Consider the following 21301-nt stretch of genomic DNA (forward strand, 5'->3'; position numbering starts at 1 on the left):
AAGTAACTTGGACCAGTGTTGATCATTTAGCATTGTTCGAGGCATAGCGAGTGTAAAATTGGGTTTGGCGATTTAATTTTACTATCTCGCTATTTTTTTAATCAACAAATGTCAACAGACCCTAGTACAGTAATTGGTTGTGATCGATTAGATCTTGTAAAGTCACATCGGTATTTTTCAAAGTGAGTAATTCAACTTTATCGACACATTTGGGCTATGACAACCATTTGTATAAATATCGCCCCTTGGTAGAGAGCGCATTTATGCAATTAAAAACATGGCGAGATATCGTATTTCTTATGCAAAAAGACAGCGTCATTTAAAGCAGAACTTCAAATAAACTTTATCATGATGTGACTAAAAGCTTCATGACGGCACACCTTACACGTCGGACTGTCTTTAAGAATTCATTTCTTCCCAAAGCCACAGTTTTTTGTCTTTTCATGGTTTCGCATTTTTTCTTTGAGGAATGACTAGAGTGCTTATAAATCTGAAATGATATGCCTACAGCATTTTGTGTCATATGCGCCATCGGTATAGCTAGAATTCATTGGCTCACTAGGTGAAATTTATGCAAGTAAGTTTTCTAGTACTTATGAACTGCTGACATTGTTGTCATGAGCTGAATTGTCCATGTTTGCAATGTTTTCAGCATCTATACCAATACGAAGTTTACGCCATTGTCGTCGACCTTCAGACTGATGTTTATTAGGTTTCGATTCACCTTCAGCTAATAACTTCAAACCTATAGAGTCAACAAGTAGATGTAGTCCATCAGAACTTTTTTGATAGCTAATCGCAATATCAATATGTTTTTATCTCCTGCTGAATGACCAGTCATAATTTCCCACATTTTGCTGTTTCATGATGGAACACAGCTAGAAATAAAAAAAGGAAATGCTCAAGCATTTCCTTTTTTTAAATCGAACAAAGCAATTTAGAAGTTTTCGGGATTTTCTAATCGACGAACTTCTTGCACTTTCTCTGGATTATGTACAGCAGCAACACCATCATCCGCTTTGGTATCTATTAATGCTTCTGGGTTATATACCGTGATGGTTTCATTACCATGTATATCTTCGCCCACGATATATTGGAAACCCTTTTTATTCATTTTATGGCACATTCTTTGATACCAACCTTTGAAACCTTTGGTTTCTTCATTCGGGTTGTAATAAAAAGCATTCATCACAGCGGGTAAACCTAGGCCACACACGAGGCCCGACATTAAGACTGCAATAAATGTATATCCAATCAAAATACTGCTGTATTCACTGAGTTCAGGAATATTGGCAACAGCAAGGATTAAGGCCAATGAAATACCGCCACGAACCCCACCCCACGATAAGATGGCAAGGCTACCGTTGTAACTTTTTTTGCGGAAACTTGGGAAGAATGCAAAAGATAAATAGTTTGCTGCAAAGCGCGATGCATGCAAAATGATAAACGCCACCATACCGCCTAAAATTAAGCTGATACTTAAATCTAAGATAAATAACTCGAGACCGATCAGGGTAAATAAGAAGGAATTGATGATCCCTTCCACCGTATGCCAGAAATGGTTCACTTCCCTGATTTCTCGGTCTTGGAGGATTTCTTTCCATTTATTCCCAACGATCAGACCACCAATAACACATGCAATTGGTGCAGATGCATGTGCGAATAAAGCGACTAGATATGAACCACTTGCCAATAATGCTGTGGTTAAAATCAAGGACTCCATTTCATGTTTACCGCGGAGTAAACGTAAAATCCCTAAACCAAATGCCCAACCAATAATGACTGCAACAACAATTTCATATAACAGTGTTTCAAGCGTACCAATGACGGTAAAATGTTCACCTTGCAAAACATTGAGTAAAGTCATAAACACAGCAATACACATGGCATCATTAAAGAGCGATTCGCCTTCTAATTTCACCATCAAATGATGTGGGGCACGTACAGAACTTAATACACCTTTAACCCCAATTGGGTCAGTCGCACCTAAAGCAGCGCCTAATAATAACAACACCAATAAATCAACATGATGACCAATTAAGAACTGATAACCATATAAAGCAACACCAAAAAACACCGCACAAAGCACCAAGGCAATACTGGCCAAAATACTGATCGGCTTCCAATGTAAACGTAAATCTGAAACTTTAAATTTCAAGGCTGAAGAGGTCAAAATAAAACAAATCACGCCATTAATTAAAAAGTCATAAAAGTCGATATGACGAACTGCCTCTTCAATATTGTGTAAATTAATCGTCACAAATTGATTGCCATTGAGTAAACTCGCACCCCATTGCAAAATAAAGACAAAAATTGCAGAAACAATGGGAACACCTATGGCTTGTGGAAAAGCCAAGATACGTTTATTAAAAATGGTGGTTGCAATCGAAAGTGCAAAAATAACGGTAAAAACCTGTAGAAAAAAATAATTTCCCATTTCGTTCCCAATTTTGGTGCTGTGTCGCCTACAGAGTGAGATATAGGTATTTTAAAAATAAATACTAAATTATTTGGTATTTAAAAATAAAATATTTTAACGAATTTTATCTAAATACCGTGTATAAATTCAGTTTTTTTCACATCTTTTATCAAGATCATTTAACATAGCAAGCCTGCATCGATTTTATGCATTTTTATCCTCTAATTTATTTCTCCTATGCATCAGACCATTAAAACTATTTTTCGACTCTTTTTTGCTGCGGTGATCTTTATCATTACGGCGGCCCTGATCCTCACTTGCTATAGCAAGTTACAGGAAATTTTACGTGCTGAGCACTATTTTAGTCAGGCAAAAACGATCTCACTGGATTCAACACCCAAAGAACAATTGGTTTTGGTCTCCAATAATGAATCACCCGATCGTGCGATTTTTATCATGCTGGCGAATAATGGTTATCTTGCCAAACTGAATTGTGAAAACTATGCACAAGATATTTGTCTCGATGAATTTAATCAGCAACACACCCGACAAATTCAACACCTCGATTTACTAAAAATTGGACAATTTAAATATATCCAAAATGTGAGTTTCACCAATAGCCGCACTGGACAAAAACAACAATTACGCTATAGCGATGCCCAATTAAAACAGTTCTATCAAAACGATATTTCAGGCCTTAAATATACTGTTTTTGGCGTGGCTTTATTCGCATTTGCCGCATTGTATGTCAGCTATCGTATTGTTCGAAACTTTAAATCATTTCTTAATAAATAAGTTTCAATCTATTTTTCAATGAAAAAAAGAGGATGTTTGCATCCTCCTTTTTTTGTTTTAAATGGTTTGGTTAAAGGTATCACAGCTATTGATATTGCCTGATTTCAACCCTGTCTGGAACCATTTCATACGTTGTTCACTGGTGCCGTGCGTGAAGCTATCTGGGACCACTTGCCCAGTTGCACTTTTCTGTAAATAGTCATCACCAATCTTATGTGCAGCGTCCATCGCTTCTTCTACATCACCCTGCTCTAAAAATTGGGTACGCTGTTGATTATGATGCGCCCAAATACCCGCAAAGCAGTCTGCTTGTAATTCTTGCATGACCGAATAACGATTACCTTCAGCTTTAGACGCTTGCGCACGCGCCTGCTGGACTTGCTCAGAAATACCTAAAATCGTTTGGATATGATGTCCAACTTCATGGGCAACCACATAGGCTTGCGCAAAATCACCCGCCTGATCTTGACGACTCAATTCAGTTTGATTTTGTTCACCCGTGATGCCCATTTGCGTACGCATATCTTTAAAGAATGCAGTATCAATATAGACCTTCTGATCTGCTGGGCAATAAAACGGCCCCATTGCAGCTTGTGCTGTACCACAACCCGAGTTGACCACACCATTAAACATGACCAATTTAGGCGCTTTATACTGGGCATTTAACTGTTCTTGGAAGACTTTAGTCCATGTATCTTCCGTATCGGCCAAAACCGTTCCAACAAAATCCATCGCTTCTTGTTGTTCAGGTGTTGGATTATCCAAACCTTTGACTTCAGCCGTTTGACCCTGTGAAGTCACTTGTTTAGTCGCCTGATAAGCTTGCTGCGGATCGACACCAAAAAACTTCCACGCAACAAATGCTACAACCAAACCGAGAATACTGATACCACCCGCTTTTGCACCGCCACCACCGCGACGGTCTTCTACGTTTGAACTAACTCTTCGACCTTTCCAGCGCATAGTGATCTTCCTTATATAAAATAGTTGATATCCGTGCGTTTACAGATTAATCCTTTTGCTACTTTGGCCATACTTTTTGAACTAAAGACACGACGCACAGCACGATTAAACCTGCAATAAAACCTGTCACTAAATTGATTAAAGTCGGTGTTAATGCACCCACAATACTGCCAACTGTAGGAATATGTTCTGCATAATCCACAGAGCCTTCAATAAAATGGTGTAGCAGAGGCACACCATGGGTAATGATGCCACCACCCACTAAAAACATGGCAATCGTACCAACAATGGTCAATGTCTTCATCAACTTAGGTGCAAATGCTAACAAACCTTGTCCAACGGTCTTTTTAAATTGTGATGCTTGTTGCGTGAGATAAAGTCCTAAGTCATCAATTTTGACAATCATCGCGACAAAACCATAAACACCAACGGTCATTATAATTGCAATCACCGAAAGCACCATGACCTTAGTCCCAAATGCCGCAGTTGCAACCGTACCCAATGAAATCACCACAATTTCAGCAGATAAAATAAAATCGGTCCGGATGGCACCTTTGACTTTTTCTTTTTCAAAAGTCACCAAATCCGTTTCAATATGGGTCATCTCTTCACGAGCAACTTCTTCTGTTTTGGCTTTTTTATGATGCAAACTATGCAGGACTTTTTCCACACCCTCATAGCACAAAAACAAACCACCAATCATCAAAAGCGGTGTAATCAGCCAAGGTGCAACCACACTGATCAATAAAGCAGCCGGAACCAAAATTAATTTATTAACAAAAGATCCTTTGGCGACAGACCAAACGACAGGAAGTTCACGATCGGAACGGACACCACTGACTTGTTGTGCATTCAGTGCTAAATCATCTCCAAGGACACCCGCTGTTTTTTTGGCTGCCATCTTACTCATCACAGCAACGTCATCCAACACAGTTGCAATATCATCAAGTAAGATTAATAAGCTACTCGCCATTATTTTTATCCTTTAGGCATTTTTTAATATTCTAATTCTATTTAACGCTAAAATTGTATTTAGTTTTTTAATAATTAACAAAATATTCACCCATTTTTCAGTCAATTGTGCTGTGTCAGTAACAATCAAAAATAGAATGCCGTACAATGGGGACATTCTTTGAAAATCAGCCGTAGCTTTGACTACCACTTTGGAACAGATAATGAGTACTCAAGATAATCGTCCAGTGATTTTGACTGGCGACCGTCCGACTGGACAATTACATTTAGGTCATTTTGTAGGTTCTTTACGTTCACGTGTAGGTTTACAAGATTCGCATCATCAACATCTTCTTTTAGCTGATGCTCAAGCCTTAACTGATAATGCCGATAACTTCGAAAAAGTTCGTCGCAATATTATTGAAGTCGCAACCGATTATCTTGCTGTAGGAATTGACCCAACCAAAACCACGATTTGCGTTCAATCATGCTTACCAGCATTGAATGAATTGACCATGTTGTATTTGAACTTTGTGACGGTTTCTCGCTTAGAGCGTAATCCAACCATCAAATCTGAGATTCAAATGCGTGGATTTGAGCGTGATATTCCTGCAGGTTTCTTATGCTATCCAGTAGCTCAAGCTGCCGATATTACAGCGTTTAAAGCATCTGTCGTTCCAGTGGGCGAAGACCAAATTCCAATGATTGAACAAACCAACGAAATTGTTCGTCGTTTAAACCGTCAAATTGGTCGTGACGTACTTCCTGAATGTAAAGCTTTACTCTCTAATGTAGGCCGCTTACCAGGTTTTGATGGTAAAGCAAAAATGTCTAAATCTTTGGGCAATACCATTGTGCTTGACGCGACTGATAAAGATATCAAGAAAGCTGTTAATGCAATGTATACCGATCCAAATCATTTACGTATTGAAGATTCAGGTCAAGTTGAAGGTAACGTCGTATTTACTTACCTCGATGCATTCGATCCTGATAAAGAAGCTGTTGCAGAGCTGAAAGAACACTATCGTCGTGGTGGCCTAGGCGATGGTACTGTGAAAAAGCGTCTTGAAGGCGTGCTAAAAGAGCTGATCGGCCCGATCCGTGAACGCCGTTTAGAATTGCAAAAAGATCCTGACTACATCATGGATATTTTAAAAACCGGTACCGATAAATGCCGTGATATTACCCAACAAACGTTAGATGAAATTAAATCTGGACTGGGTGTTTTCCACTTCTAAATTTAAAAAATTCTATAAAATTAAGCCTTTCCAATGTGAAAGGCTTTTTTATAGGCACTTTTTGTGAAGGTATTCACAAAATCTCCTTAGTTTTAACGTTAGGTAACATCACTTAACGTGAACACCAATGAAATGACTGACCGTTCACTCTATTATCTATTTATGTTTTAGGAATACCTAAATTCATAACATTTCTCCTTTACCGAACCTGTGAAAACAGATTCGTTGTTATACGCAATGAACACCCCAATCATTGCGTATTTTTTTGTCTGAAAATTGGCAACTACCAATATCCAAAAGTCCACTATAAGCGGACTTTTCAATGAATACATCATTTTAAAAATGAATATAAATTAGTAACTGATGTTACGCAGTAACATCAGAAGCGCAATTTTCTTCAAATAAAAGAACGATACGCAGTAACGTCATCCGCAACTGTTCGAGGCAGGACTACTTCTAATCAAAAAAGTTTTTGCGATACTTTGAGTAATTTGACGCTAGTAAACGAGTTTTGCGGATGACAATGGTTTTGGGTACTTTTGCCGAAACAAAAGTACCTCCAGCCGAAGGCTAATCCCTTTATTCAAACCCTAGATGCAAGACTCCGTCGAATAGACTTAAAAAAATCATTTTAAAAATGCGTAATTACTTTTACGCGCGTAACATCAGTTAGTAATGAAATAAACGGTTATCTAATGGTAGTTCAATTCCAATTGACACTCCACCATCATTACCATTTAAATCTGAGTCACTTACCCAACCGTTAATTTTTAAAGGCATATCTGGACGTAAATAATGTGTCCAAGTTAAGTCTAGAGCTTTCAATTCATCTTTTTCAGGAAATGCTGCGTTGTTCAAAGCAGCACGCTCTGTTTCAGAAACTTTTGCAAACAGTACACGACCATTTAGACGGTTTAGTTGATCAATACGTATATTTCCACCCACTGAAACCATTTGAGCATCACCACCTAAGGCATGACCTAGTGGATAGCCATGTTGATAGTAGCCATCTGTATATATGTGGTGGTTATAAGAAATGCCTTTAGCATCACCATTGGTTCGAGTATCGACCCATTCAGTATAGAGTTGATAAGGCATATTTTTCACACTTGAAGAATAATCAACCCCAGCAAGATACATGCTTTTTGCAGGCAAACCACCTGCTTCATCTTCACCAATATATTGGCCATACAGACTGGCTGGAACTTGCAATAATGGTTGTAAATTCAAACGCGCATCAAAACCAGCCAATTGATTTGAGGGATTTCCTTCACCCGCGCAACCCGTATCTGTACATTCATTATCTTTGCCAATGAATGCATTCCAATACGCCTTAGCACTTCCTGGTTGCCCTTCCCCATCAATTTGGAAAGTACGTGAAGCCCCTAACTCAAGATATGGTAATGGCTGTGCTGTAAGTCTAAAACCAATTAAATTCGTATCTGGAACCGCAGCATAGTCATCTAATCGACCAGCAAAAGCTTGATACTGCCAAGGGCCGATCCAAGATAACCACGGTGTTTCAAAAGCATTCTGTTCTGCACGCTGTGCAGTAAAACCATACACAGGGCGACTCGCATCACCACGGATTAAACTACCGTCATGACCAGGCCCCCAATAAGTCGGAATCTGACCTGCAATTAACCATTGGTTCCAAAGCTTCCCGGCAATGTATGTGCCTTCTACATTTACATCTTGATCATTATTAATTTGTTGTTTATCTTCAGCATTTACACGTAAACGACCATCCCAATTTTCACCACCAACGTTCAGTTCAAGTGCACCTTGATACTGCGCTTTTTGATGATCACCAAAATTTTGCGGTAAATTATTTTTATCTGACTCAGCAAATAATTCGGCTTTTAATAGTGTATTTTCAGCAGTCAATTTATTTTGAATGTTTTGTAATACTTTTTGCTGTACAGATGTCGTCGCTTTTGCAGCAGATAAAGCGCGCTGTATTTCATCACCACTCATCGGCCATGTTGAGGTGCTAATTTGAATGACGCCTTGCTGATTTAACCAATTTAAATCTGCGCGTAATTCTTCATTATTTAATACAATCCCCTGAGCAAAAACAGGAACTGATAATCCAAACAGTACAGCAGCATAGAGTGACTTTCTTAAATACATGCTCTTTTTCTCAAGTTTAATTCACAGCCCACCTTAGATTTTTCAACTCATTTATTCAAGGGCGAAACTGTATCTACCCTAATTTTTTATCATTTCGATTAAAATGCTCAATAAAAGCACAAAATAAAAAACCCGCATTAAGCGGGTTTTTCATTTCAAAACTTAATTAGTTTTTATGATTAGTTTTTATGACGCATATGTGGGAACAAGATCACTTCACGAATACTTGCAGCATTGGCAAATAACATCACCAAACGGTCAATACCAATACCCTCACCCGCTGTAGGCGGTAAGCCGTATTCAAGCGCTTCAATGAAGTCTGCATCGTAATGCATTGCTTCATCATCGCCTGCATCTTTTTCGGCAACTTGAGCTTGGAAACGTTCAGCTTGATCAATTGGGTCATTTAACTCTGAGAAACCATTTGCCAACTCACGACCACCGATGAAGAATTCAAAACGATCGGTAATATGTGGATTATCATCATTACGACGTGCTAATGGTGAAGTTTCCGCAGGGTATTCTGTGATGAATGTCGGTTGACGAAGTTCAGTTTCAACAGTTTCTTCAAATACGATGGTTTGAAGTTTACCTAAACCAAAACCAGGTTTTACTTGCTCTTTCAGTTCATTTTTAACGAAGTTAGCAAGGAACTCACGGTCAGCCACATTTTCAGCAGTGAACGTTGGGTTGTGTTCAAGAATCGCATCAAACATCGAAATCTTCTTGAATGGACCTTTGAAGCTATACACTTCTTCACCATAAGGCACATCCGTCGAACCCAAGATGTCGATCGCCAATTTTTCAAGCATATTTTCAGTCAAAGCCATCAGGTCTTTGTAGTCTGCATACGCTTGATAGAATTCGATCATGGTAAATTCTGGGTTATGACGTGTTGATACACCTTCGTTACGGAAGTTACGGTTAATTTCGAACACACGCTCAAAACCACCGACAACCAAACGTTTTAAGTAAAGTTCAGGCGCAATACGTAAGAATAAAGGCATATCCAATGCATTGTGATGAGTTTCGAATGGACGCGCAGATGCACCACCCGGAATCACATGCATCATTGGTGTTTCAACTTCCATGAAACGCTCATTGCTCAAATATGAACGAATACCTGACACCACTTTTGCACGAATTTCAAAAGTTTTACGTGTTTCTTCGTTCATGATGAGGTCTAAATAACGCTTACGGTATTTAACTTCAGTATCAGTCAAACCATGGAATTTGTCTGGAAGAGGACGAAGTGATTTGGTTAAAAGCTCAAAATGTTCAATATGAACATACAGGTCACCTTTACCAGAACGACCAATATAACCTTCGATAGCAATAATATCGCCCAAATCGAGTGCTTTAATGGTCGCAAGAACGTCAGCATCCAACTCTTTACGTGGTACATAAAGCTGGATACGACCAGTCATATCTTGGATTACGATGAATGAACCGCGGTTCAACATCACACGACCAGCAACTTTTACATAAACCTTTTCGCCTGCTTCAATTTCTTCTTTTGATTTTTCAGCGAATTGGTCTTGTAAATCTTGTGCATAGTGTTCACGCTTAAATGTGTTAGGCCACGGGCTAACACCTGTTTCCTTGGCGTGCTCTTTGATGTGCTCTAACTTGGCATGACGCTGTGCAATTAAATCGTTTTCGGAAATGGCTTGTTCAGAAGTCGATTGAGCGTTATGTTGCGTCATCTCTGTCTCAAATAGTTAAAAAACGGAAGTTGCATAGCATAGCAGATTTCCTTTGAATTGAGCAGTAAGCAATGTGCGCATTTTTTCAATAAGTTGAAATTTATCAAAGTAAGATGTTTTGACAGCTATACCTTCAGGTCTGCTTAATCCATACCTTTCAGATATGCACGAGATAAAAGTTAAATATTTAAACTTAGCAAGCCAATATTTAGCGATATTACAATGACAACTACGTACTTTAAAATATTTATAACTATCAGTATATTGAAATATATTTTAATAGCTTAATTCAACCTTTTAATCTATTTTCTTTAAGACTAAAGTCTTTTAAATGCCTAGAAATTAGACCAAAAGCTAAATTCTCTTTTTGACAATTCTCTCTACAATGAAGCCATAAAATTGTTGAAAAATAAAATATTCAACACATCCAAAAATGTTTGAAAACAGTGTGTAGAAAAACAATGACTTCCTGCTTATCGAAAATTCTGTTTTTACATGGATTGGATTCTTCCCGTGAATCTACGAAGTTCCATGCCATCAATGCAAAACAAAAATTCTGTATTGAAGTGGACTATCGCAACTTAAATTTTCAAACTGTTGCGGACTTTTACCACGAGAGTATTGAAACCATTAAGCCCGATATCATCGTCGGTCATAGTCTCGGGGCATATTGGGCATTAAAAATGTCGCTGTTTCATCGCATTCCATGTGTAATTGCCAACCCCAGTCTGCATCCAGACTTTCGCGACGACTACCCTGCAATCAATGAAATGGATTTGGATAATGATATTCCACAAATTGCATATATCGAACGTGGCGATGAAATTTTGGATATGTATGAGGCAGAAAAACAACTCGAAGACTATATGCAGGTTCAAGTCATGGATGGCGGACATCATCGCCTTCAATGCCCTGAAAATATTAATGATTTAATCCAACATCTCGAATTAAATTACTTAAAAAAATAAATCATAATATTAAGCTTAAGCAGCAGCGTCGTTTTAGCAGACATAAAAAAGCCTTGTCATAGACAAGGCTTTTTACATTTTAAATCTGACGCTTAGGCAGCATCTGCATCAGGACGTGTTTTATCATCTAAAACAGACCAAATATTTAATCCTAAATCTTTATGCAAGTCAGGCAAATCTAAGAAAATGCTTGCGCCTAAAACTTGGTGTTTACATTTTTCAGCCAATTGTTTCACTGCACGAAGCGTACCGCCCGTCGCCAATACGTCATCCACAATAATTACTTTTTGTGATTCGATTTCAGCTGACATTTCAAGACGATCTAAACCGTATTCAAGGCTATAACCAACACCGACAACTGGTGGTGGTAATTTTCCGGCTTTACGTACCAACACCAAACCTTTGCCTGTACGCTGAGCAAGTAAGCTTGCCAAAACAAAACCACGCGCTTCAACTGCAATAAAGCTATCTACTTCTGCCAATTGCTCAGCTGGAATACTTGCAATTAGGGCATCAGTTAACGATTCGATGTTATTCATAAATAACGGCGTAAGGTCAAAGAAACAAATTCCTGGTTTTGGAAAATCTTGGACAGTACGAATGTTAGACCACAATGCCGCAGCAGTAGAATTACTCATAATAGGAGAAAATAAATTAAGGAAGGAATGTGTGAATTTTAACGCGATTTGAGAGAAAAGAACAGCTAACAACCCTCCAAATTGCATATTTAAAATACAGTGAATTCACATAAGCTATTGATTATTAATATTGTATTTATTTAAAAAATATCAAATATATATTTTCCTAATCATAAAATAAAAGATTTTAGAGATTTTTTCTGCAAGACTTTAGTCTATGAAGATAGAAAAAGCGGTATTTAGAACCCAATTCACGGAAATGTATTCGAATACACATATCAATAGGCATAAATATTGTCAGACAATTTTTCCCAGATCTGGGGTTTTTATGATATTTATTGTCCCTCACTGCCATTCTGCTTTTAATTTCACTCATTAAACTCTTAGCCACTTTACTTTATAGTCAGAACTGCGTAAAAATTTAGCATAAGAGTCTACTGTATAAGGTGATTTAACCTTAAGGAATAAACTTATACAGTTATGAAGTATTTACTGACTTAATTTTGTGTCAGTTTTTGGAGAATGGAATGAAAAAGTATCAGTGCATCGTTTGTGGATGGATTTATGACGAAGCAGAAGGCTGGCCACAAGACGGTATCGTGGCAGGAACGAAATGGGAAGATATCCCAGATGATTGGACTTGCCCAGACTGTGGCGTCTCAAAAGTAGATTTTGAAATGGTTGAAATCTAATAAATAGAATCTAAGGCCATCATCGTTATGGTCTTTTTTTTGTCTTTAAAAAAATATGAAATGTGTTTGGAGTTGAGTATGCACCCTATTGTCATTATTGGTTCTGGTATGGCGGGATATGCCGTTGCACGTGAATTTCGAAAGTTAAATACTAAACTAGAACTTATTATGATCTGTGCGGATGATGCCATTAACTACGCTAAACCGACATTATCCAATGCGCTCGTTGGTAATAAAGCTCCTGAGCAAATCCCTCTAGGGGATGCCGAAAAAATGTCGGCTCAACTCAATATGCAAATCATCAATAAGAGTTGGGTTAAATCCATTGACGCAGCAAAACATGAGCTCACTATTGAAAGTCAAAACGAAACTCAAACACAACTATATTCAAAACTCGTTTTAGCAGTCGGCGCAAATCCAATTCGTTTAGCCATTTCGGGTGATGGCAGTGAAGACATTCACGTCGTCAACAATTTAGATCACTACAAAGCTTTCCGTAAACAGCTTGCAGCACGTGAAGATAAACGTGTGGTGATTTTAGGGGCAGGCTTGATTGGCTGTGAATTTGCCAATGATCTCCAAAATACTGGGTCGAAAGTATCGGTGGTCGATTTAGCTCCGCAACCTTTGGGTCGTCTGCTGCCGTCTCATGTTGCAGCTAAATTCCAAAGCAATTTAGAAGAAACGGGTATTCAATTCGTTTTAGGTACGACAGTCGACAAAGTGTCACGTATTGAAAATGGTGATTATCAAGTGAGCCTTGCCAATGGTCAAAGCTTAGTGGCAGATGTTGTATTGTCTGCGATTGGTCTACAGCCTGAAATTAACTTGGCAAAACAAGCCGGCATTCACACCAGTCGTGGCGTATTAACTAATAAAGGCTTAGAAACCAACTTGGCAGATATCTATGCTGTCGGTGACTGTGCTGAAGTCAATGGTACCCTTCTTCCATACGTCATGCCGATCATGCAACAAGCACGTGCTTTGGCAAAAACCCTCAATGGTGAACATACCGCTGTGCATTATCCAGCTATGCCTGTAGCCGTTAAAACACCTGCAGCACCTTTAACTGTCCTTCCTGCGCCTATTGATGTTGAAACTCAATGGGAAACAGAAGAGCTTGAAGATGGCATGATTGCCCGTGCGATCGATCAAGATGGCGTATTACGTGGATTTGTACTGCTCGGTGCAACTGCTGGGAAGCAACGCTTAACTTTGACTAAGCAGGTTCCGGACTTGATTCCTGCTTCAGTTTAGGGTTTAAATACAAGGACGTCCTGATAATAATAGACGTCCTTTTTAAAGGAAAATAAAAATGAATAGTGCCCTTCAGTTTAATATTTCACCTTATGCCTCTTTTATGCATGAAACTCGCGTAGAGTTAGGCAATGGCATTGAACTTCATGTCGAGGTGGGTGGTCATCCTGAAGATCCTGCAATCTTATTGATTATGGGACTCGGCGCACAAATGTTGTATTGGCCTGATTTCTTTTGTAAGTCCCTAATAGACCAAGGTTACCGTGTTATTCGCTTTGATAATCGCGATATTGGTCTGTCGAGTAAAATTCGTAACCCAGGCCCACGCCTCAACACCTTTAAACTGATGGGACGTTTTGCCTTAGGTCTAGAGAATCAAGGTGCGCCTTATGATCTATACGATATGGCAGACGATGTTGCACTATTAATTGATCGTATGGGACTCGATAAAGTCCATATTTTAGGCGCTTCAATGGGCGGCATGATCGCTCAAATCGTGGCAGCACGCTATCCAGACAAAGTGCACAACTTAAGCTTGCTTTTTACCAGTAACATCCAACCCTTACTTCCACCGCCATTTCCAAAGCAATTATTTAGTCTAATTGAAAAACCTGAATCTAACGATGAAGATGGCATTATTAACCATAGTCTGAAAGTTTTTAATATTATAGGCTCTCCAGGCTATATTAATCAGCTTGAAGTGATACAAACTGCACGTAAACTCTATAAGCGGAGTTATTACCCAGCGGGTGTACTTCAACAGTTTTTAGCAATATTATGTACAGGTTCCCTGCTGCAGTTGGATAAACAAATTCAGCATAAAACCATTGTGGTTCATGGAGCTCGTGACCGTTTGCTGCCGCCAAGCCATGGTAAGGCCGTTGCAAAGGCTATTTCAGGTGCTAAATTTGAATTAATTGATGGAATGGGGCATGATATCCCACCGCATTTTATTCCATATCTTAGCGGTTTGTTTGCTGATCACTTTAAATCATAAATTAGGACACTATGGCTGCATTACCATCCTTAAGACAGCTGTCATATCTAGTAACACTGTCAGAAACGCTACACTTTACTGAAGCTGCGCGTCGTTCTTTTGTCACCCAGTCTACTTTGTCTGGCGGGATCATGGAACTTGAGCGTTTACTAGGTGGCGTATTGGTAGAACGCGACCGTCAAAACGTGCGTTTAACTCCTCTTGGTGAACAAGTTGTCGGAAGAGCTCGAGTTCTATTGGCAGATGCGCAAGACCTAATGCGTTTAAGTCGTGAAATGAGCGAACCTCTAACGGGTGATTTACATCTAGGGGTCATTCCTACTATTGCGCCATTTTTACTTGCACCATTATTAGAAGAAGTGCATAAGCAACTACCAAAAATTCAATTGCATTTACATGAAGCACAAAGTGAAAAAATTGTTGAGAAACTCGAGCACGGTAATCTAGATATCGTATTACTTGCTCTTCCTTTCGATACACGTAGCTTGAAAGTTGCAGAAGTAAACAAAGAAAAATTGTTCTTGGTGTACAACAAAGCTGACCAAAATGCAGCTCAAGCGAAATCTTTAGACGACCTAGATTTATCTCGTTTAATGTTGCTTGAAGAAGGCCATTGCTTACGTGATCATGCTTTGAGTGCTTGCCCGATTGGTGAACGTAAAAATGACCATCGTTTAAAAGCAAGCTCTTTACCAACTTTGGTTGAGATGGTTTCCGCAGATTTAGGCTTTACCTTATTGCCTGAAATTGCAGTTCATACCAATATGATCAAAGCCAATGAAGATTTGGCTGTAAAAGAAATTGAAGCAAGTCCTACACGCACATTGGCATTGGTGACGCGTAAGAGTACGCCGCTTCAAAGTGAATTTGATGTATTGCTTCAAATCTTGCAGAAAATCACCAATAATCTACACTAATCAATAATCAATCCGTGAATATCAAAGAGAGCACATGGCTCTCTTTTTTATTGTGCAGAAGTTAATATTAATTTAAAAACTGATGTTACTCACGTAAAAGTAATTTCGCATTTTTAAATCTATTCGATGGAATCTTACATCTAGGGATTGAATAAAGAGATTAGTTTTCGGCTGGAGGTACTCTTACGAAACGTTGTTTCTTCATTCGGCAAAATGAGAAGTGCGCTTCGTAAGAAAACCATCTTGCAGAGCAATGCTCCTCACCGCAAAACTCGTTCACTAGCGTCTACTTATTCAAAGTATCGCAAAAACATTTTTGATTAGAAGTCATCCTGTCTCAAACACTTGCGGATGGCCTTACGCATATCGGTTTTTATTTAAATCAAATCGCGCTTCTGATGTTACTATATAACATCAGTTAAAAAATGAAATACAGCATCTAGAAAAAAGAAAAGGCTAACCCAAATAGGTAGCCTGATAAGGTAATATATGACTTGATGTATATCTCAATTCATCGCCTCGATAATATCTTCACACTAGCCAGATAAGTAAGAAGATAAATACATCTTATTAAAATATAACCTTCGTTAAAATCACTAGTTTCAGGTATTTTAGATAAAGTAGGCGAATTGAAAATAAGGTCCTATAGAATAAATGTTGACTAAAAATCAATCACATTATTTTAAATATTTACTACACTTTATATTTAAAATAACTAAGCAATAGATAGAAATAAATTCATATCGGAAACAGTCCAATTTATCCGTTGTCAAAATACGGTATTCACATTTCGATTATTTTTTTCAATCCGAATACAAATTTAATTGTTATTTAACCAATAAATCTAAAATTAAAAACAAAAAACCATAAATCTTTTCATTCAAAATAATGAAAAACACCAAAAATATACGCTATTTAAATTCTATTAAATCACAATAACTTAATTATATTTTGATGTATAAATCCCAACTTCTAGGTATATTTTTATGATTCGCATTCGTGCAAATTATGAAAATGCAATTTGATTAAAATAATAAATGAGCGAAATGTATGATGAGTGAATTTTTATTACCAGTACCCGTTTTGATTATTGATCATCAATCGATGACTTCAAAAACAGTGCTGTTTAACATCTTAGGAGACCTCGGTTATCCTGAAGACCTCATTACATTTTCAGAAAATTTAGCAGATGCGGAACAACAAATTTTCAATCAATTGCCCAATTTAATCTTTTTAGTGGTCACGCAACAGTCTGATATCTCTTTCATCCATAAAATTAAAAAGATCTATCCTTCGAGTAATCTCATCATTTTAGTCAATGAACAATCTGCTGATTTAACCTTACATGCGATTCAGATCGGTGCAACCGCCTATATGCTGATTCAACAACCGATTGAAGACACTTATAACCAACTGAAAACCATTTTAAGAGGTGGGGCTGCCCTTCATCCTAGTTTTGCTAAATTTTTATTGAGTGAAACTTTTAGTCCGCAAAATGCAGCGCCGAAGCAGCTCAGTCTGAATCCAGCTGAATACCAAATTTTAGATATGGTCAGCCATAGCGCGACTCAAGAGCAGATGGTCCGTGAGTTAAAACTTTCAACGTATCAAATTGATGGTTTTGTTAAAAATATCTACCGAAAAATTAGTAGCTACAGCTAAATTTAGTTCAGATAAATGATTCAAAAAAACTTATAAATTAAAAAAATAAAGGGAGCATTGCTCCCTTTTACTTTTCTAACGCATTTATTTAAATGCTTCTATAAGGACATGCTGTGAATTGTGTGCTTCCTCACCCTCTTGAACATGCGTACGAATCCAACGCCCATCACTTTGGAGCAACCAAGCTTGCTGATTATCTTTTAGATAATTCACTAAACCTAATTGATAAATACGCTTTTTCAAGGCTGGATCTTCAATTGGGAAACAGGCTTCCACGCGATTAAATAAATTACGATCCATCCAGTCTGCACTTGAACAAAAAATACGTGAATCACCATTATTACTGAAATAATACACTCGAGTATGCTCTAAAAAGCGCCCAACAATAGAGCGCACGCGAATATTTTCAGACAGCCCCGGTAAACCTGGACGTAAACAACAAATAGAACGAATAATTAAATCAATCTGCACACCCGCTTGTGAAGCTTCATACAGTTTATTGATCAACTGAACTTCAGTTAATGCATTGACCTTGACAATGATTTGCGCAGGCTTACCTGCTTTTGCATTGGCAATTTCATTATCAATATAATTGATCAGTTGAGTATGTAAGGTAAATGGCGCATGCAGCAGTTTTTTCAACTTCGCCATTTTGCCCATTCCGGTCAGTTCTTGGAAAATACGATGTACATCCTCACAGAGTTCTTTATCGGTAGTTAACAGACCATAATCGGTGTAGATACGCGCATTGCCCGCGTGATAGTTACCCGTACCTAAATGTACATAACGCACCAATTTATTATTTTCACGGCGTACCACCAAAATCATTTTGGCATGGGTCTTATAGCCCACGATGCCATACACCACCACTGCACCCGCTTCTTGTAATACATTGGCTACAGCAATATTTGATTCTTCATCAAATCGTGCACGAAGCTCAATTACAGCGGTGACTTCTTTACCATTACGTGCTGCTTCCGCTAAAACTTGCACAATCTCCGAATCTGCGCCACTTCGATAAAGCGTTTGTTTAATGGCCAAAACTTGTGGATCACGTGCAGCTTCACGCAGTAAATTAATTACCGGTGCGAATGATTCAAAGGGATGGTGCAGCAAAATATCTTGCTTTTGCATCGCACTAAAAATGTTTTCAGATTTTTTGAGTACTTTCGGTATAACAGGAATATGCGCGTCATAACGTAGATGTGGACGTTTAAAGTTTGACAGTAAACGTGCAAGGTTAACTGGTCCATCTACTTTATAGAGTTGCTCTTCTTCTAAATCGAACTCATCAAGCAAATATTCATAAATATGCTGCGGACAATTTTCTGTCACTTCCAAGCGAACGGCGCGACCAAAACGACGTGAATTCAACTCACCTTTCAGAGCTTTGGCCAAGTCTTCAACATCTTCATTCAAAGCCAAATCGGCATTACGCGTCACGCGGAATTGGTAGCAACCCGTCGCCGTCATACCGGGGAACAAGTCAGAGACATGTTCATGAATAATTGCCGATAGCATCACGTGATGTTCTTTTCCACCGGTTAATTCATCAGGGAGTCGAACGACACGTGGCAGCGAACGCGGTGCAGGTACAACGGCTAAGTCAATCTGACGACCAAACGCATCCTTCCCTTCTAAAGTCACAATAAAGTTCAGCGACTTATTCACCAAGCGAGGGAATGGATGTGCAGGATCTAAGCTAATTGGCGTTAAGACCGGAGCAACTTGTTCTTGGAAATACTTTTTTACCCATGCCGACTGTGCAGGGGTTAATTCACCACGACGTAAGAAGCAAATGTCTTCTTCACGCAGTTTAGGTAATATTTCTTGATTTAAAATACGATACTGGCGCTCTATTGCCGCATGCGCAGTCGCAGAAATTTCATCTAATACTTGTTTTGGTGTCAAACCATCTGGACTTCGGCTTTCATTGCCTAAGTCTAGCTGTTCCATCATTCCCGCAACACGAATTTCAAAAAATTCGTCTAAGTTACGTGAAAAGATCAGCAAGAAATTCATGCGTTCAAGTAATGGATGTATCGGATCAACCGCTTGTTCGAGCACACGCAGATGAAAGTCGAGAATCGATAACTCTCGATTAATATAACGATCATTATAAGTATATTCAGTAGGTACTTGCGCGACTTCAGCTGCGGTATTCATTTCAAACCCATATTAAAAAATGTGTGCTGTACTCAGTTTAGTATGCTTCAAATTTGTGACAATTTCATAAAAAAAGCCCATTAATATGAGCTTTTTATTGTAATTCAAATCGCTGCCATGCCATTTGACGAGTGTTTAGATCGTTTTTAATCTGGGATATGGCTATAACGCATATATTTTTGGATCATGCGCTTACGATAATTTAGCTTACGATCTTGTCGATTTTCATCATAATATTTTGGATTGGGTAAAATAGCCGCAATAAATGCCGCTTGTTCTCGACTCAAACTCCGTGAACTTTTACCAAAATAGTGCTGTGTTGCAGCTTCTACGCCGTAAATGTTGTCCCCAAACTCAACCGAGTTGAGATATACCTCTAAAATGCGTTGCTTCGTCCACATGCGTTCCATCATCCATGTTGCAACAGCTTCCTGCCCTTTTCGAATAAATGAACGCTTATTATATAAAAATAAGTTTTTTGCCAATTGCTGAGAAATGGTAGATCCACCTGCAACCACTTTGCCTTTATCTTTATTGCGTTCTAAAGCATTTTGCATGCCTTCCCAATCAAAACCTTTGTGTTGTAAAAACTTGCCATCTTCCGCGGCAACAACAGCATGTTTGACATAATCACTGATTTGGTCGTAATCACGCCATTCGTGTTTAATCGGTTTGGATGGCTCAGACCAATAATCTAAACGCATCATCATCGTCGATTCCACAGGATGTGTACGCCACCACACCAGACTACCAAAGATCCAAAGCTGTACCAAAAGCACAAGACTGACAAGAATTAACAATGTACGAACAATAAAGGCTTTCATGTCAGTGTGTTACTCCAGAAATTCTGTTTTTTCATGTTAAGCTTATTTTTAAATATTTTGACACAGTACAAGAATAGCATGTCTGAACTCAGCCCTCCTGCTGTATCAACCCGTAAGCTGCAAATCCAACTGTGGTGGATCACGGCACTCTTAATTACCATCAATGTTGGACTCTTTGGCTGGCAAGTGTTGCATGGAATGAACGTTAGCCAACCCGACACACTGGATGCTTTGCGTTGGGGTGCTGATTATGCACCTTTAACCTTTTTAGAGGAACCCATCCGCTTATTCAGCAGTATGTTTTTTCATTTTGGCCTGATTCACCTGATGTTGAATATGTGGGCTTTGTATATTTTTGGCAGTGTTGCCGAGCAAATGTTAGGTCGTTTCTACTTCCTCGGTCTGTATGTTTTAGCCGGACTGATGGGAAGCTTATTGAGTGGGTATTTAACCATTCAGGACAGCTATGCATTATTGGCCGAAGGTGCAGCCAATCAGCAGCTTTTCCCGAGTATTGGTGCAGGTGCATCAGGTGCAGTGATGGGTCTCGGTGCAGCGTTAACGATTATTTCACTGCTCCCTATGTTACCTAAACAGCAATTTTATCTGGATAAAAAAACCTTATTAATGGTGATGGGGATTAACCTCGCTATGGGCTTTATGATTAGTGGAATTAATAATGCCGCGCATATTGGCGGCATGTTGATGGGTGCTGCCTTGGCTTTCATTTGGTATGTGGGACAAAAATTACATCAATCCCTGCTCATTCAAATGATCGGTCTAATCGCCGCAACTGTCGGATGCTATCTGTTTTATCTACATTGCCAACAATTAATCCAACCGATTTTACCGCTTTGGGAACACTTTATCCTGCTGATGAAGCAATCGCTCACAGCACATTAAATAGTGGAATGAACCCTGTGGCTATAACACAGACATGTTGAAAACACGTCAAATCATGTCTAAACCTGAACT

General features: G+C 38.7%; 17 protein-coding genes and 1 pseudogene. 9 read left to right on the forward strand and 9 right to left on the reverse strand.

Annotation, left to right across the window (positions count from 1 at the left end; all coding sequences use genetic code 11):
* Nucleotides 1-382: 382 nt before the first annotated feature.
* Both FTU06_RS16870 and FTU06_RS08835 read right to left on the reverse strand, forming a co-directional pair.
* Nucleotides 383-815: pseudogene (locus FTU06_RS16870) on the reverse strand (transposase); the annotation flags it as partial.
* 122 nt (nucleotides 816-937) lie between these two features.
* The gene (locus FTU06_RS08835) at nucleotides 938-2437 is read right to left on the reverse strand and encodes a sodium:proton antiporter (protein ID WP_180007461.1); all 1500 of its coding nucleotides are present in this window, start codon (nucleotides 2435-2437) and stop codon (nucleotides 938-940) included.
* A 219-nt stretch (nucleotides 2438-2656) separates the two neighbouring features.
* Here FTU06_RS08835 and FTU06_RS08840 point away from each other — a divergent pair, with 219 nt between their 5' ends.
* Entirely contained in the window at nucleotides 2657-3214 is a 558-nt protein-coding gene (locus tag FTU06_RS08840; RefSeq protein WP_180146095.1) for a hypothetical protein, read from the forward strand.
* A gap of 57 nt (nucleotides 3215-3271) precedes the next feature.
* On the opposite strand, the gene FTU06_RS08845 is transcribed toward FTU06_RS08840, so the two are convergent.
* Together FTU06_RS08845 and FTU06_RS08850 are read right to left on the reverse strand one after the other, a co-directional pair.
* Nucleotides 3272-4177 carry a neutral zinc metallopeptidase gene (locus FTU06_RS08845; protein WP_180059509.1) on the reverse strand — a complete coding sequence of 302 codons (906 nt, stop codon included), beginning with the start codon at nucleotides 4175-4177 and terminating at the stop codon, nucleotides 3272-3274.
* Between the two features lie 58 nt (nucleotides 4178-4235).
* Nucleotides 4236-5150, reverse strand: a complete 915-nt coding sequence (locus FTU06_RS08850) for a DUF808 domain-containing protein (RefSeq protein ID WP_180146098.1) — start codon at nucleotides 5148-5150, stop codon at nucleotides 4236-4238.
* Nucleotides 5151-5352: 202 nt separating this feature from the next.
* Between FTU06_RS08850 and trpS the strand changes: the two genes are divergently transcribed.
* Complete coding sequence (gene trpS, locus FTU06_RS08855; protein ID WP_180146101.1) at nucleotides 5353-6366, forward strand: tryptophan--tRNA ligase; 1014 nt, start codon at nucleotides 5353-5355, stop codon at nucleotides 6364-6366.
* 669 nt (nucleotides 6367-7035) lie between these two features.
* Here trpS and FTU06_RS08860 read toward each other — a convergent pair.
* Together FTU06_RS08860 and lysS are read right to left on the reverse strand one after the other, a co-directional pair.
* The gene (locus tag FTU06_RS08860; protein ID WP_180063451.1) at nucleotides 7036-8499 is read right to left on the reverse strand and encodes a capsule assembly Wzi family protein; all 1464 of its coding nucleotides are present in this window, start codon (nucleotides 8497-8499) and stop codon (nucleotides 7036-7038) included.
* A gap of 179 nt (nucleotides 8500-8678) precedes the next feature.
* A complete protein-coding gene (gene lysS / locus FTU06_RS08865; protein ID WP_180003896.1) occupies nucleotides 8679-10205 on the reverse strand; it encodes a lysine--tRNA ligase in 1527 nt (508 codons plus the stop codon).
* A 461-nt stretch (nucleotides 10206-10666) separates the two neighbouring features.
* Here lysS and FTU06_RS08870 point away from each other — a divergent pair, with 461 nt between their 5' ends.
* Nucleotides 10667-11173 (forward strand): YqiA/YcfP family alpha/beta fold hydrolase, encoded by a 507-nt coding sequence (locus FTU06_RS08870; RefSeq protein ID WP_180077258.1) that lies wholly within the window; start codon nucleotides 10667-10669, stop codon nucleotides 11171-11173.
* Nucleotides 11174-11265: 92 nt separating this feature from the next.
* Here the strand turns inward: FTU06_RS08870 and FTU06_RS08875 are convergent, their stop codons facing one another.
* Nucleotides 11266-11811 (reverse strand): adenine phosphoribosyltransferase, encoded by a 546-nt coding sequence (locus FTU06_RS08875; protein ID WP_180146104.1) that lies wholly within the window; start codon nucleotides 11809-11811, stop codon nucleotides 11266-11268.
* Nucleotides 11812-12338: 527 nt separating this feature from the next.
* Here FTU06_RS08875 and rubA point away from each other — a divergent pair.
* From rubA to FTU06_RS08900, 5 genes are all read left to right on the forward strand, one after another.
* Nucleotides 12339-12503 (forward strand): rubredoxin RubA, encoded by a 165-nt coding sequence (rubA, locus tag FTU06_RS08880; RefSeq protein WP_005179369.1) that lies wholly within the window; start codon nucleotides 12339-12341, stop codon nucleotides 12501-12503.
* A gap of 78 nt (nucleotides 12504-12581) precedes the next feature.
* On the forward strand, nucleotides 12582-13760 hold the full coding sequence (locus FTU06_RS08885; protein WP_180146107.1) for an NAD(P)/FAD-dependent oxidoreductase: 1179 nt from the start codon (nucleotides 12582-12584) through the stop codon (nucleotides 13758-13760).
* A 58-nt stretch (nucleotides 13761-13818) separates the two neighbouring features.
* A complete protein-coding gene (locus tag FTU06_RS08890) occupies nucleotides 13819-14757 on the forward strand; it encodes an alpha/beta fold hydrolase (RefSeq protein ID WP_218947575.1) in 939 nt (312 codons plus the stop codon).
* Nucleotides 14758-14768: 11 nt separating this feature from the next.
* Nucleotides 14769-15674: a LysR family transcriptional regulator OxyR gene (gene oxyR / locus FTU06_RS08895; RefSeq protein WP_180007453.1), complete on the forward strand. Its 906-nt coding sequence runs from the start codon at nucleotides 14769-14771 to the stop codon at nucleotides 15672-15674.
* A gap of 1050 nt (nucleotides 15675-16724) precedes the next feature.
* The gene (locus FTU06_RS08900; protein ID WP_180066510.1) at nucleotides 16725-17336 is read left to right on the forward strand and encodes a response regulator transcription factor; all 612 of its coding nucleotides are present in this window, start codon (nucleotides 16725-16727) and stop codon (nucleotides 17334-17336) included.
* Between the two features lie 84 nt (nucleotides 17337-17420).
* On the opposite strand, the gene ppk1 is transcribed toward FTU06_RS08900, so the two are convergent.
* Complete coding sequence (ppk1, locus tag FTU06_RS08905) at nucleotides 17421-19502, reverse strand: polyphosphate kinase 1 (RefSeq protein WP_180113884.1); 2082 nt, start codon at nucleotides 19500-19502, stop codon at nucleotides 17421-17423.
* Nucleotides 19503-19648: 146 nt separating this feature from the next.
* On the reverse strand, nucleotides 19649-20326 hold the full coding sequence (gene mtgA, locus FTU06_RS08910; RefSeq protein ID WP_078193019.1) for a monofunctional biosynthetic peptidoglycan transglycosylase: 678 nt from the start codon (nucleotides 20324-20326) through the stop codon (nucleotides 19649-19651).
* Nucleotides 20327-20404: 78 nt separating this feature from the next.
* Between mtgA and FTU06_RS08915 the strand changes: the two genes are divergently transcribed.
* Complete coding sequence (locus FTU06_RS08915; RefSeq protein ID WP_180146110.1) at nucleotides 20405-21229, forward strand: rhomboid family intramembrane serine protease; 825 nt, start codon at nucleotides 20405-20407, stop codon at nucleotides 21227-21229.
* Nucleotides 21230-21301: the final 72 nt, after the last annotated feature.

This window comes from Acinetobacter sp. YH12052, assembly GCF_013419835.1.
In the GTDB taxonomy this organism is placed as follows: domain Bacteria; phylum Pseudomonadota; class Gammaproteobacteria; order Pseudomonadales; family Moraxellaceae; genus Acinetobacter; species Acinetobacter amyesii.

What these genes read in the sequence shown, in the direction of transcription:
- FTU06_RS08835 (WP_180007461.1), bottom strand. Translation starts at nt 2,437, where the DNA reads ATGGGAAATTATTTTTTTCTACAGGTTTTTACCGTTATTTTTGCACTT.
- FTU06_RS08840 (WP_180146095.1), top strand. Translation starts at nt 2,657, where the DNA reads ATGCATCAGACCATTAAAACTATTTTTCGACTCTTTTTTGCTGCGGTG.
- FTU06_RS08845 (WP_180059509.1), bottom strand. Translation starts at nt 4,177, where the DNA reads ATGCGCTGGAAAGGTCGAAGAGTTAGTTCAAACGTAGAAGACCGTCGC.
- FTU06_RS08850 (WP_180146098.1), bottom strand. Translation starts at nt 5,150, where the DNA reads ATGGCGAGTAGCTTATTAATCTTACTTGATGATATTGCAACTGTGTTG.
- trpS (WP_180146101.1), top strand. Translation starts at nt 5,353, where the DNA reads ATGAGTACTCAAGATAATCGTCCAGTGATTTTGACTGGCGACCGTCCG.
- FTU06_RS08860 (WP_180063451.1), bottom strand. Translation starts at nt 8,499, where the DNA reads ATGTATTTAAGAAAGTCACTCTATGCTGCTGTACTGTTTGGATTATCA.
- lysS (WP_180003896.1), bottom strand. Translation starts at nt 10,205, where the DNA reads ATGACGCAACATAACGCTCAATCGACTTCTGAACAAGCCATTTCCGAA.
- FTU06_RS08870 (WP_180077258.1), top strand. Translation starts at nt 10,667, where the DNA reads ATGACTTCCTGCTTATCGAAAATTCTGTTTTTACATGGATTGGATTCT.
- FTU06_RS08875 (WP_180146104.1), bottom strand. Translation starts at nt 11,811, where the DNA reads ATGAGTAATTCTACTGCTGCGGCATTGTGGTCTAACATTCGTACTGTC.
- rubA (WP_005179369.1), top strand. Translation starts at nt 12,339, where the DNA reads ATGAAAAAGTATCAGTGCATCGTTTGTGGATGGATTTATGACGAAGCA.
- FTU06_RS08885 (WP_180146107.1), top strand. Translation starts at nt 12,582, where the DNA reads ATGCACCCTATTGTCATTATTGGTTCTGGTATGGCGGGATATGCCGTT.
- FTU06_RS08890 (WP_218947575.1), top strand. Translation starts at nt 13,819, where the DNA reads ATGAATAGTGCCCTTCAGTTTAATATTTCACCTTATGCCTCTTTTATG.
- oxyR (WP_180007453.1), top strand. Translation starts at nt 14,769, where the DNA reads ATGGCTGCATTACCATCCTTAAGACAGCTGTCATATCTAGTAACACTG.
- FTU06_RS08900 (WP_180066510.1), top strand. Translation starts at nt 16,725, where the DNA reads ATGATGAGTGAATTTTTATTACCAGTACCCGTTTTGATTATTGATCAT.
- ppk1 (WP_180113884.1), bottom strand. Translation starts at nt 19,502, where the DNA reads ATGAATACCGCAGCTGAAGTCGCGCAAGTACCTACTGAATATACTTAT.
- mtgA (WP_078193019.1), bottom strand. Translation starts at nt 20,326, where the DNA reads ATGAAAGCCTTTATTGTTCGTACATTGTTAATTCTTGTCAGTCTTGTG.
- FTU06_RS08915 (WP_180146110.1), top strand. Translation starts at nt 20,405, where the DNA reads ATGTCTGAACTCAGCCCTCCTGCTGTATCAACCCGTAAGCTGCAAATC.